At 67.4% G+C, this 11177-nt stretch carries 12 protein-coding genes; 2 read left to right on the top strand and 10 right to left on the bottom strand.

What is annotated here, in order from left to right; genetic code table 11:
- Window positions 1-82: 82 nt before the first annotated feature.
- From V3B64_RS11290 to V3B64_RS11275, 4 genes are all read right to left on the bottom strand, one after another.
- The gene (locus tag V3B64_RS11290) at window positions 83-709 is read right to left on the bottom strand and encodes a superoxide dismutase family protein (protein ID WP_329914164.1); all 627 of its coding nucleotides are present in this window, start codon (window positions 707-709) and stop codon (window positions 83-85) included.
- Between the two features lie 31 nt (window positions 710-740).
- Complete coding sequence (locus tag V3B64_RS11285) at window positions 741-1310, bottom strand: superoxide dismutase family protein (RefSeq protein WP_004134573.1); 570 nt, start codon at window positions 1308-1310, stop codon at window positions 741-743.
- Between the two features lie 93 nt (window positions 1311-1403).
- Window positions 1404-2852: a nitrogen regulation protein NR(I) gene (gene ntrC / locus V3B64_RS11280; RefSeq protein ID WP_329914163.1), complete on the bottom strand. Its 1449-nt coding sequence runs from the start codon at window positions 2850-2852 to the stop codon at window positions 1404-1406.
- Window positions 2845-3906 (bottom strand): ATP-binding protein, encoded by a 1062-nt coding sequence (locus V3B64_RS11275; RefSeq protein WP_329914162.1) that lies wholly within the window; start codon window positions 3904-3906, stop codon window positions 2845-2847. The genes ntrC and V3B64_RS11275 overlap by 8 nt, the downstream gene beginning before the upstream one ends.
- A gap of 139 nt (window positions 3907-4045) precedes the next feature.
- Between V3B64_RS11275 and V3B64_RS11270 the strand changes: the two genes are divergently transcribed.
- Both V3B64_RS11270 and V3B64_RS11265 read left to right on the top strand, forming a co-directional pair.
- Entirely contained in the window at window positions 4046-4327 is a 282-nt protein-coding gene (locus V3B64_RS11270) for a type II toxin-antitoxin system RelE/ParE family toxin (RefSeq protein ID WP_014035516.1), read from the top strand.
- Between the two features lie 13 nt (window positions 4328-4340).
- Complete coding sequence (locus tag V3B64_RS11265; RefSeq protein ID WP_088023180.1) at window positions 4341-4637, top strand: HigA family addiction module antitoxin; 297 nt, start codon at window positions 4341-4343, stop codon at window positions 4635-4637.
- 62 nt (window positions 4638-4699) lie between these two features.
- On the opposite strand, the gene V3B64_RS11260 is transcribed toward V3B64_RS11265, so the two are convergent.
- The 6 genes from V3B64_RS11260 to glnA form a co-directional block, all read right to left on the bottom strand.
- Window positions 4700-5014, bottom strand: coding sequence for a hypothetical protein (locus V3B64_RS11260; RefSeq protein WP_032130155.1), 315 nt, complete (start codon window positions 5012-5014; stop codon window positions 4700-4702).
- Window positions 5015-5098: 84 nt separating this feature from the next.
- Entirely contained in the window at window positions 5099-6274 is a 1176-nt protein-coding gene (locus V3B64_RS11255; RefSeq protein WP_329914161.1) for an MltA domain-containing protein, read from the bottom strand.
- Window positions 6275-6341: 67 nt separating this feature from the next.
- Window positions 6342-7088 (bottom strand): N-acetylmuramoyl-L-alanine amidase, encoded by a 747-nt coding sequence (locus V3B64_RS11250; protein WP_121505012.1) that lies wholly within the window; start codon window positions 7086-7088, stop codon window positions 6342-6344.
- Between the two features lie 244 nt (window positions 7089-7332).
- The gene (amt, locus tag V3B64_RS11245; RefSeq protein WP_071228817.1) at window positions 7333-8763 is read right to left on the bottom strand and encodes an ammonium transporter; all 1431 of its coding nucleotides are present in this window, start codon (window positions 8761-8763) and stop codon (window positions 7333-7335) included.
- A gap of 21 nt (window positions 8764-8784) precedes the next feature.
- Window positions 8785-9123, bottom strand: coding sequence for a P-II family nitrogen regulator (locus V3B64_RS11240; protein ID WP_004134334.1), 339 nt, complete (start codon window positions 9121-9123; stop codon window positions 8785-8787).
- A 420-nt stretch (window positions 9124-9543) separates the two neighbouring features.
- Complete coding sequence (gene glnA / locus V3B64_RS11235) at window positions 9544-10953, bottom strand: type I glutamate--ammonia ligase (RefSeq protein WP_004153533.1); 1410 nt, start codon at window positions 10951-10953, stop codon at window positions 9544-9546.
- Window positions 10954-11177 lie beyond the last annotated feature (224 nt).

The following is an 11177-nucleotide window of genomic DNA, read 5'->3' as shown; positions in this document are numbered from 1 at the left end:
CCTCCGGATCTGCGATTGCCGGCCAGCGGCCGTCACTACCGATAAAGAAAAACGCCGGCTTGCGCCGGCGTTTTCTGATGGCTTACTGCGCCTTCTGGATCACTGCGCAGGCCAGCCGCGCACCGGCGTTGCCGGTCGGCTGGGTCTTGTAGTCATCCGCATCGGCGTGGACGATCAGGCCGCGGCCGATGATGTCGAAGTCATCGCCCTTGCCGATGTTGACGTTGCTCGACACCGGGCCGTCGATGGTGGCCACGCCCTTGTCGTCGGCCTTGATGTTGGGCATGTCGCCACCGTGGTGCGGATCGGCGGACACGCTGCCGTGATCCTGCTTGCCCGGGTTGAAGTGGCCACCGGCGCTCATGCCGTCCGGCGCGCTGCAGTCGCCCTTCTCGTGGATGTGGAAGCCGTGCTCGCTGCCCGGCTTCAGGCCGCTGATCTGGCCGGTCACGTGGACCTTGCCGTCAACCACCTTGAAGGTGACGCTGCCCTTGGTCTCGTTGCCCTGGGTCGGCGCCAGCTCGGCCGTGGCCGAGACATCGGCAGCCGGGGCGGCAGCGGGTGCCGGTGCTGCGGCCGGTTCAGTGGTTGCGCCCTCGGCCGGCGCGGCCGGCGGGGTTTCAGTCTGCGGAGCGGCCGGCTGCTGGCCGCAGGCCGCCAGGCCCAGCGCGGCGATGGCCGCAAACAGCGAAGTGTGGATCAAACGCATGGAATCTCTCCCTGGATGATGCCTGCAGTGATCAGCGGACAACCCGGATCACGCCACAGGCGATGCGGACGCCGGCATTGCCGGCGGGCTGGCTGCGATAGTCGTCGGCGTTGGCATGCACGACCAGTGCACGTCCGGCGATATCGGTGGCGGCGCCTCCGCCAAGGGTAACGCCCTTGAGGTGGATATCGACGTTGGCGCGGCCCTGGGCGTCGGCACGCAGATTGTCCATGTCGCCCAGGTGGTGCTTGCCGGTGCCGGCGCGGCCATGCGCAGCGCCACCGGGATTGAAGTGATTGCCGGCACTGCTGGCATCCACCGCGCTGCAGTCACCGCGCTCGTGGATGTGGAAGCCGGCCTGCTGCATCGGCTGCAGGCCACCGATCAGCCCGGTGATGTGGATGCCACCGGGCTCCACCATCAGCGCGATGCGGCCACTGACGATGCTGGCCGAGGCCGGCGACAGATTGGCCTCGGCCTGCTTGGCGGCGCTGACCACGGTCGGCGGTGGCGGGGTGGGTTCGGCCTTCTTCGGCGCACTGCCACAGGCAGACAGCAGCGCGGCGGCGGACAACGGCAGGATGGCAAAGGACAGACGCATCGAAGACTCCTTGCAGGTGACACTACGGACGGCATCGTCCATGAACGATCAACGGTTCGGCAAGCGGGCGCGAGGATCGCGTGCAGGGACCGTTCAATGGCCCCCGCGACGGCGCCCGGCGCCCAGCTTGCGGGTAAGGGTATTGCGGCCAAGGCCCAGGCGGGCCGCGGCTTCGGCACGGCGGCCATGGGTGATCTGCAGCGCGGCCTCCAGCAGGGCATGGTCGACCCGCTCTCGCACCTGCGCGTGCAGCCCTTCCACGCCTTCGGCCAGCTGACGGCGTGCCCATTCGGCCAGCAGCGCCTCCCACTGCCCCGGATCGGCGTTGGTGGTGCTGCTGCGACGACCGCGCGTACGGTTGAGCGCGGTATCGACGTCGGCCACGCCAATGGTGTCAGCGGCGGCCAGCGCCGCCATCCGCCAGCACACGTTTTCCAGTTCGCGCACGTTGCCCGGCCAGTCGTGTTCGCGCAGCGCCTGCAGTGCGGCAGCGGTCAGGCGCTTCGGCGGCGTATCCAGCTTGCGTGCGGCGGCGGCCAGAAAGGTGCTGGCCAGTTGCGCGATGTCCTCGCGACGCTCGCGCAGCGGTGGCAGCTGCAGGCGCACCACGTCCAGGCGATGCAGCAGATCGGCACGGAACTTCCCCTGTGCGACCAGGCCTTCCAGATCCTGGTGGGTGGCGGCAATCACCCGCACGTCGACGCGGATCAACTCGCGACCACCGACGCGGAAGAACTCGCCCTGTGCCAGCACGCGCAACAGACGGGTCTGCAGCGGCAACGGCATATCGCCTATTTCATCGAGGAACAGCGTGCCGCCGTTGGCCTGCTCGAAGCGACCGATATGGCGGCGCTGGGCACCGGTGAAGGCGCCGGCTTCGTGGCCGAACAACTCGCTTTCCAGCAGCTCGGACGGGATTGCAGCAGTATTGAGCGCGACGAACGGCCCCTGCGCGCGCGGCGATTCGCGATGCAGCGCATTGGCCACCAGCTCCTTGCCGGTGCCGGTTTCGCCGGTGATCAGCACCGCCAGCGGCGCCTGCGCCAGGCGGCCGATGGCACGGAACAGCGCGCGCATCGGCGGGGTATCGCCCACCAGTTGCGGCGGCTGGTCGCCATGCGCTTCCGCCGCAGGTGTGGGCGCCGCCAGTGCCGGTGCAACGGCCGGCAGCACACGCTGCGCCAGCGCCACGGCGTCATCCAGATCGAACGGCTTGGACAGGAATTCATGCGCGCCACCGCGGAACGCACCGGCCGTGCTGGCCACGTCGGTGTAGGCCGACATCACCACCACCGGCAGCTGCGGAAGCGCGGCCTTGAGCTTGTCCAACAGCACCAGGCCATCGTCACCCGGCATGCGCACATCGGTGAACAGCAGCGCCGGCGGCGGGCCTTCGCTCAACGCCTGCAGGGCGGGGGCGGCGCTGTCGAAATCGACGACCTGGTAGCCCGCCTCGCGCAGCGCGGTGCACAGCACGAAACGCACGGCGCGGTCGTCGTCGACCACCCAGATGCGTTGTGCGGGAATGGAGGCGTCAGACATCACGCGGGGCCTCCTCGGCCGGGGCGGCGCCGCTGATGATCGGCAGCAGCAGGGTGAACACGGTATGGCCCGGGCGCGAGCGGTAGGTCAGTGTGCCGCGATGTTCGCGTGCGACCTGCTGGGCCAGCGCCAGGCCCAGCCCGGTACCCTCGGCGCGGCCACTGACCAGCGGCAGGAACAGGTGTTCGGCCAGTTCCTCGGGCACGCCACGGCCGTCGTCGGCGATTTCCAGGCGCAGCGCCAGCGTGTGCAGCTGCTCGGCGATGCGCACGCCATGCTCCACGCGGGTGCGCAGGGTGATGCTGCCGGCGCCGGCCTGGATCGCGTTGCGCACCAGGTTCCACACCGCCTGGGTGAGGCGGTCGGCATCGCCGTGGAATTCGGGAATGCTGGGGTCGTAGTCGCGCTGCAGGCGTACCGCCCAGCCGGCCTCGTTCTCGGCCAGGCGCAGCACGCGCTCCAGCGCGGCATGGATGTTCAGTTCGGCATGCGGTGCGGCCGGGGCCGGCGACAGCAGCTGGTCGAGCAGGCCGTTGAGGCGTTCGATCTCCGACCCGATCAGCTCGATCAGCTCGCGTTCGCTGGCATCGCGCTGGGCCGCGCGGCGGGCCAGCAGCTGGGCCGCGCCCTTCAGCCCGGCCAGCGGGTTGCGCAGCTCGTGGGCCAGTCCCTTCAGCGCCGCGCTGAGCGCGCTGGGCAGGGCCTGGGTCGGGTCCAACCCGGGGAATTCATCGACCGGATGCGCCTCCAGCAGCCAGCCGCCATCGTCGCGACGGCTCATCCAGCCCTCGGCGAAGCGCGGCGCCTCACCGGGCACCGCCAGCGCCAACCGGTTCAGGCGCAGGCTGTCGCGCTCATCGCAGGCCAGGAAATGGGCCAGCGCCTCGCCCTGCACTTCCAGTGCGGCCAAGGGCCGACCCAGCAGGCGCCGGGCGCTGACACCCAGCCAGCGGGCGAAGGCCGGATTGCAGCCGGCAATGCAGCCATCGGCCCCGGCCCAGGCCAGCGGCGTGCCCAGGGCATCGAGGGATGGCGGGGGTGCAGGGTCGGACATTGCACCAATGTAGTGCAAAACGCGGGTCCGGCATCAGATCGCATCGAATGCGTCGCCAGTCGTCGCGCCCGGGAATTACGCGCCATGCTTGCCTAAGGAATACTAACGCCTTACGATACTATCGTCACACGTTATCAATATGCCGATCCAATCATTTGCCTGCAAACGTACGCAGGCACTGTTTGATGGTCATCGCGTGCAGAGATGGCGCCACATTGAAGCTGCCGCGCTGCGAAAGCTGGCCATGCTCAATGTGGCAGCTGATCTGCGGGATCTGCGTCTGCCGCCAGCGAACAGACTGGAATCGCTGCATGGGGACCGGCGGGGCCAGTACAGCATCCGCATCAATGACCGGTTCCGGCTGTGCTTTGTCTGGTCTCGGGAAGGTCCTGCCGAGGTCGAAATTGTCGATTACCACTGAAGGAGTCGTGCGAGTGCGAACCGCCCCCTACCCCGCTCCCGGCGAGATCCTGTTGCATGAATTCCTTGAGCCTCTGGGCATCACCCAATACCGGCTGGCCAAGGCAATTGGCGTCTCACAACGCCGTATCGGCGAGATCGTCTCCGGCGATCGCGCAGTCACTGCGGACACCGGGCTGCGCCTGTCCCGCTACTTTGGCGTTTCCGACAAGTTCTGGATCGGCCTGCAGGCCGACTTCGATGCCGCGATGACCAAGGAAAAGCTGGCCGACGTGCTTGCCCGGATCGAACCCTACAACGCGGCTGCCTGAGCCTTGGCCCGGGGGCAGAGCCCTTTCCTTGCGGAAAGGGACCCGAGCCCGGGCGGGCAGCGTTACACCGGGTAGCCGGTGGCTTCCCGGGCCTTCTTCCAGGCGCTTTCGAATTCGCGCGCGCTGATCTCGTCGTCTTCGTCGAAATCCAGGAACGACACCGGCTGGTCGGCCAGCAGGAAGCGGTCATCGCTGTGGGCATGCTCGTCGGCCCAGACCATCTTGGTGCCGTAGATCTCCACCTGGCGCACGATCTTCTCGCCACGGGCTTCCATCAGCACGTTGCCCTTGCCCAGGCCCGATTCGGCCCAGTGCTTGTAGTACTTCTTCGCGGCGGATTTCGCGCCGGGTTTTGCGTTGTGCTTTGCGTAGGTCATTGCAGAGGTCCTGGCCGCAGGCGCGGTCGGAAAGTTCGGAATGGCGCCATTATCGCCCGACCTCGCAGCGCGCAGGTGAGTGCTTCACCGGGCCGACGCAGGCAACGCCACGCCCTTCGGCCACAGCATCCAGATGTTGCCCTTCTGCTTCATGTCGCCGGCCAGCTTGCCGGCGGCATCGCCGCTGCCCCAGTACAGGTCGGCGCGCACTTCACCGGCAATGGCGCCGCCGGTGTCCTGCGCGGCCACCGGGCGCACCACCGGGGTGCCGTCCGGGCGCGTGGTGGACAGCCACAGCAGGCTGCCCAGCGGCACCACGCTGCGATCCACTGCGACGCTGTAGCCGGCGGTGAGCGGCACGTTCAGTGAACCACGTGGGCCTTCCGGGCTGTCCGGGTTGCGCACGAAGAACACGTAGCTGGGGTTGCTGCGCAGCAGTTCCGGCACGCGCGCGGGATTGGCCCGGGCCCAGGCGCGGATCGCGTCCATGGTGACGTCTTCTTTCTTCAGCTGGCCCTGGTCGACCAGCCAGCGACCGATCGCGCGATAGGGGTGGCCGTTCTGTTCCGCATAGGCCAGCCGTACCTGCGTGCCATCGGGCAGGCGCACCCGGCCCGACCCCTGGATCTGCAGCAGCTGCAGGTCCATCGGGTCGGTCAGCCAGGCCAGTACCGGCGCCTTGGCGCCCTTGGCCGCGATGGTGCCGGCGTCGTCATAGGGCTTGAGCACCTTGCCCTCGACGCGCCCGCGCAGGCGCTTGCCCTTCAATTCCGGGTAGACGCTGTCCAGCTGCACCACGATCAGATCATTCGGCGTGCCGTAAACCGGTACGGTGGCAGCAGCCGTGCGGGTGAGGCTGCCGGGGTAGATCGGCTCGTAGTAGCCGGTAATCAGCCCGTCGGCCTGGTGGCCGCCGGCACGCAATGCATAGACATCCAAATCGCGCTGCAGGAACTGGCGGATCGCCGCCGGGTCCTTGTCCGAAACCGTCGCGGCGGTGGCGCAGGGTTTGGCCCAGACCGCATCGTTCTTCAGGCGGGTGCAGCTGCTGCGCCAGGCGACGAAACCGGCCTGCAGGTCACTGTCGGAGACCGGTGGCAGTGCACTCCATGCGGCCTTGGCGTAGGTGGCCGCGGGCGGTGTGGCCGGCATCGGCGCTTCGGTTCCAGTGCGGGGAGCGGTGGTGGAGCAGCCGGCGAGCACGGCCGCTGCCAGCAGGATGCAGTGCTTGCGCTTGAAGAAGATGGCGGAATCAATCATGCCGCCATGGTGGAGTGCCGGCCGCTGGGCGGCAACCCAGCGCGGGGCCAAGCGTTCATGCGCCGGTTCACGGCGTCTGCAGCAGCAGGGAATGCAGGATGCGGGCGTCTTCAGCATCCAGTGTCTTCGGCAGGTCGTCGCGGCCACGGAAACGGCGGTGGAAGGCGGCGACGGTGGCGTCCCGGTTGTCGAGCGGATAGCCGAAGCGGGCCAGCGCATTCCACGCGTCGAAGCCTTCCGGCGCAGCCCCGTCGGCGGCGCGTGGCCATACGCCGAATCCAGCCTCCGCCAGCTGCTGCCACGGGAAGAACCGGCTCGGATCCTGCTTGCGCGTCGGCGCCAGGTCGGCATGGCCGATGACCTGGCGCGGCGGGATGTTCAGGCGGGTGGTGAGATCGCGCAGCAGCACGATCAGCGATTCGATCTGCGCCGCACTGAACGGGCTGCGGCCATCGTTGTCGAGCTCGATGCCGATCGAGGCGGAGTTGAGATCGGTGATGGTGCCCCAGCGCCCGGCGCCGGCGTGCCAGGCGCGGCGCTCATCGGCGACCAGCTGGTAGCGATGGCCATCGGCACCGATCAGGTAGTGCGCGCTGACTGGTCCACCGCTGTTGGCCGTGCGCAACGTACGCAGGCTCTGCTGCACCGACTTCTGCTCGGTGTGATGGATGACGATGATGACGGGCGTGCGCGCGTTCTGGTTCGGCGACGGCACCCAGGTGGCGAGCGGGTTGTGGGTTTCCTGCGGCGCGGAGGCACAGGCGGCCAGCAGCAGGCAGGCCGAGAGCATCAGGGCGGTGCGGATCGGGTGCATGGCCCGATTGTGCGCGATCAGGCGCGATGATGCATGCCGCCGTGCCGAGCAAGCTTGGCACCCACCAGAGAGGATGCGGTAGATCCACGCCATGCGTGGATGGTCTACCCGCTGTGCCGACCAAGTGGTCGGCACCCACCAGACCCAGACCCAGTGCCAAGCAAGCTTGGCACCTACCAGAGCAGTAGAAGTGCCGACCAACGGTCGGCACCCACAACATCAATGCAGCAGCTCGGCCGCTACTTCAGGCCTCGTACGCGGACTCGCCGTGCGAGGTCACATCCAGGCCGGTGCGCTCTGCTTCCTCGGTCACGCGCAGGCCGACCACGCTGCGCACCACCAGCAGGATCAGCGTGGTCACTACCGCCGACCAGACCACGGTCAAGCCGACGCTGACCACCTGCACCCAGACCTGATGGGCGATATCCAGATCGGCCTTGGTGCCGCCCAGCGACTGCGCACTGAACACACCGGTGAGAATCGCGCCGACGATGCCGCCGACACCATGCACACCGAACACGTCGGCGGTGTCGTCCACCTTCAGCAGGCGCTTCAAACCGGTCACACCCCACACGCAGACCACGCCGGCGACGAAGCCGATGATGATCGCGCCGAGCGGGCCGACGGTGCCGCAGGCCGGCGTGATGCCGACCAGGCCGGCGACTGCGCCCGAGGCCGCGCCCAGTGCCGACGGCTTGCCCTTGCTGATCGCTTCCACCAGCGTCCAACCGAGTACGGCAGCGGCCGTGGCCAGCACGGTATTGAGGAAGGCCAGCGAGGCGACGGTATCGGCGGCAGCGGCGGAACCCGCGTTGAAGCCGAACCAGCCGACCCACAGCAGCATCGCGCCGATATAGGTAAACGGCACGTTGTGCGGCTTCAGCGCGGTCTGGCCATAGCCCAGGCGCTTGCCGACGAACCACGCGGCGACCAGACCGGCCACACCGGCGTTGATGTGGACCACGGTGCCACCGGCGAAATCGATCGCGCCCATCTCACCCAGGTAGCCGCCACCCCAGACGATGTGCGCCATCGGGATGTAGCTGAGGGTGAACCACAGCGCCGAGAACAGCAGCACCGCACGGAACTTGATGCGCTCGGCGAACGCGCCGACGATCAGCGCGGTGGTGATGCCAGCAAACGTCGACTGGAAGGCGACGAACAGGTAGTCCGGCAGGCCCTTGATCGGGGTGTTGCCGACCGACTCCGGAGTGAAGCCCTTGAGGAAGGCGAATTCGGTGAACGAGCCGAAGAACGGGTTGCCGGCGCTGAACACCGCGCTGTAGCCATAGGCCACCCACAGCAGCAGCACCAGCGAGAACACCACCAGGATCTGGCTGAGCACCGACAGCACGTTCTTCGAACGCACGAGGCCGCCATAGAACAACGCCAGGCCCGGCACCACCATCAGCAACACCAGCAGGGTGGACGTCAGCATCCAGGCCACGTCGCCATGGTCGTAGGTCGCGGCGGCTTCAGCCGCGGCCGGTGCGGCGGCCGCAGCGACCGGATCCTGCAACGGTTCGACCGCCACGCTTTCGCTCGGCAGCGGCGAGATCTGGGCCTGAGCGTGGGCACTGCCCGGCCACGCACCGGCGGCCAGCGCGCTGAGCAGCATCAACAGGCACACGAAGTGGAACCGGGCTTGCCACCCGGTGAGAAGGCGCATCTTCATGGGGGAGTCTCCGGAAAGGGGTTACAGCGCGTCGGCACCGATTTCGCCGGTGCGGATGCGGATGACCTGTTCGACGGCGGTGACGAAGATCTTGCCGTCACCGATCTTGCCGGTGCCTGCCGACGACTGGATCGCTTCGATCACCGCGTCGGCACGCTCATCGGTGACCACGGTTTCGATCTTGATCTTGGGCAGGAAGTCGACGACGTACTCGGCGCCGCGATACAGCTCGGTGTGGCCCTTCTGGCGGCCGAAGCCTTTCACTTCGGTCACGGTGATGCCCGACACGCCTGCGTCGGAGAGGGCCTCGCGGACCTCGTCGAGCTTGAACGGCCGGATGATGGCGGAGATCAGTTTCATGCGCATGTCCCGAGGGTGGATGGGGCCAGCGCGCCAGCGCGCGTTGGCATCAGGCAACCAGCGGCCATCAGGATGATGGCCGTGGCTGTTGCACCGGACACGTACAGGGCCGGGACGGCCGTGCCTCTCTCCTTGCACGACCGACGCGGGAGGGAGGGCGGCCCTGGTCGCGTATCCGGTCTCTCTTGCCCCTGTTTCAGCGGACTAACAGTCCGCTCTACTGCAGCGGGCCAGCGGCCCGCTCTACCACGGCGGGCCAGCGGCCCGCTCTACTACGGCGGGCCAGCGGCCCGCTCTGCCACGGCGGGTCGGGGTCCGCTCTACCACGGCGGACCGGGGCCCGCCCTGCGGCTCCCCAGCCGCGAAGACGGAAGCGATGGCGGCGGGTGGGAGGGGGAAGCCCACCGCCATCGCCACCGGTCAGCTGGCGTAGTACAGCTGGTATTCCAGCGGGTGGGTGGCCGCGCGGAACTTGGTCACTTCCTGCATCTTCAGCGCGATGTAGCCGTCGATGAAGTCATCGCTCATCACGCCGCCGGCCTTCAGGAACTCGCGGTCCTTGTCCAGCGCTTCCAGCGCCTGGTCCAGCGAGGAGCAGACCTGCGGGATCAGCTTCTCTTCTTCCGGCGGCAGGTCGTACAGGTCCTTGTCGCTCGGTGCGCCCGGGTCGATCTGGTTCTTGATGCCGTCCAGGCCGGCCATCATCAGCGCGGTGAAGGTGAGGTAGCCGGACTGGATCGGATCCGGGAAGCGCATTTCGATGCGGCGCGCCTTCGGGTTGGACACCCACGGAATGCGGCACGAAGCCGAACGGTTGCGGGCCGAGTAGGCCAGCATCACCGGTGCTTCGTAGCCCGGCACCAGGCGCTTGTAGCTGTTGGTGCCCGAGTTGGCGAAGGCGTTGATGGCCTTGGCATGCTTGAAGATGCCGCCGATGTACCACAGCGCCAGCTGGCTCAGGCCACCGTAGCCGTCACCGGAGAACAGGTTGGTGCCGCCCTTGGACAGCGACTGGTGCACGTGCATGCCGCTGCCGTTGTCGCCGACGATCGGCTTGGGCATGAAGGTGACGGTCTTGCCGTTGCGGTGCGCGACGTTCTTGATCACGTACTTCATGCGCAGCAGTTCGTCGGCCTTCTGCACCAGGGTGCTGAACTTGGTGCCGATCTCGCACTGGCCGGCGGTGGCCACTTCGTGGTGCTGCACTTCCACTTCGATGCCGACCTGTTCCAGGGTCTTGCACATCTCGGCGCGCAGGTCGTGCAGGGTGTCGGTCGGCGGCACCGGGAAGTAACCGCCCTTCACGCCCGGACGGTAGCCGCTGTTGGCGCCGTCGTACTTGGCGCCGCTGTTCCACGCCGCTTCTTCCGAGTCGACCTGGAAGAAGGTGTGGCCCATTTCATTGGCGAAGCGGACCGAATCGAAGATGAAGAATTCCGGCTCCGGGCCGAAGAACGCGGTTTCGGCGATGCCGGAGGACTTCAGGTAGGCCTCGGCGCGCTTGGCGATGCCGCGCGGGCAACGGCCATACGGCTGCATGGTGGCCGGGTCGAGGATGTCGCAGCTGATCACGATGGTCGGATCGGCGTAGAACGGGTCGACGTAGGCGCTGGCGGTATCCGGCAGCAGCACCATGTCCGATTCGGCGATGCCCTTCCAGCCGGCGATCGAGCTGCCATCGAACATCTTGCCTTCTTCGAACAGCGACGGCTCGACGATGCTGACCGGGAAGGTCACGTGCTGCTCGACACCACGCATGTCGACAAAGCGCAGGTCGACGAACTCGATCTGGTTGTCCTTGATCAGCTTCTCAACGTTTTCCACGGACATCGGTACGACCTCGGATGGGGATGAATGCCTGCTGAGGTACAGCAACGACCGTGCCAACTTTTCGCAGGCTGCAAGTCATTGATTTCAAAAAGGCCGCCCCGCAGCGGTGCAGAACCGTGCGCACCAAATGGGTGCAGCCGACAGCGGACGCACCCGTTTGGTGCGGCAGTGATCGTCTATCCTCTCGACCTTCTTCCTTCCTGCCGCGCGTGCCCGCACCGTCC

Source organism: Stenotrophomonas sp. SMYL86 (assembly GCF_036320025.1).
Lineage (GTDB): Bacteria > Pseudomonadota > Gammaproteobacteria > Xanthomonadales > Xanthomonadaceae > Stenotrophomonas > Stenotrophomonas maltophilia_A.
This window is presented reverse-complemented; position numbering and strand designations above follow the sequence as displayed.

Excerpts from the sequence above, each read along its gene's own strand:
- V3B64_RS11290 (WP_329914164.1), bottom strand. The coding sequence starts at position 709 with ATGCGTTTGATCCACACTTCGCTGTTTGCGGCCATCGCCGCGCTGGGC.
- V3B64_RS11255 (WP_329914161.1), bottom strand. The coding sequence starts at position 6,274 with ATGATTGATTCCGCCATCTTCTTCAAGCGCAAGCACTGCATCCTGCTG.
- V3B64_RS11275 (WP_329914162.1), bottom strand. The coding sequence starts at position 3,906 with ATGTCCGACCCTGCACCCCCGCCATCCCTCGATGCCCTGGGCACGCCG.
- V3B64_RS11250 (WP_121505012.1), bottom strand. The coding sequence starts at position 7,088 with ATGCACCCGATCCGCACCGCCCTGATGCTCTCGGCCTGCCTGCTGCTG.
- V3B64_RS11260 (WP_032130155.1), bottom strand. The coding sequence starts at position 5,014 with ATGACCTACGCAAAGCACAACGCAAAACCCGGCGCGAAATCCGCCGCG.
- V3B64_RS11285 (WP_004134573.1), bottom strand. The coding sequence starts at position 1,310 with ATGCGTCTGTCCTTTGCCATCCTGCCGTTGTCCGCCGCCGCGCTGCTG.
- V3B64_RS11240 (WP_004134334.1), bottom strand. The coding sequence starts at position 9,123 with ATGAAACTGATCTCCGCCATCATCCGGCCGTTCAAGCTCGACGAGGTC.
- V3B64_RS11270 (WP_014035516.1), top strand. The coding sequence starts at position 4,046 with ATGCCGATCCAATCATTTGCCTGCAAACGTACGCAGGCACTGTTTGAT.
- amt (WP_071228817.1), bottom strand. The coding sequence starts at position 8,763 with ATGAAGATGCGCCTTCTCACCGGGTGGCAAGCCCGGTTCCACTTCGTG.
- ntrC (WP_329914163.1), bottom strand. The coding sequence starts at position 2,852 with ATGTCTGACGCCTCCATTCCCGCACAACGCATCTGGGTGGTCGACGAC.
- glnA (WP_004153533.1), bottom strand. The coding sequence starts at position 10,953 with ATGTCCGTGGAAAACGTTGAGAAGCTGATCAAGGACAACCAGATCGAG.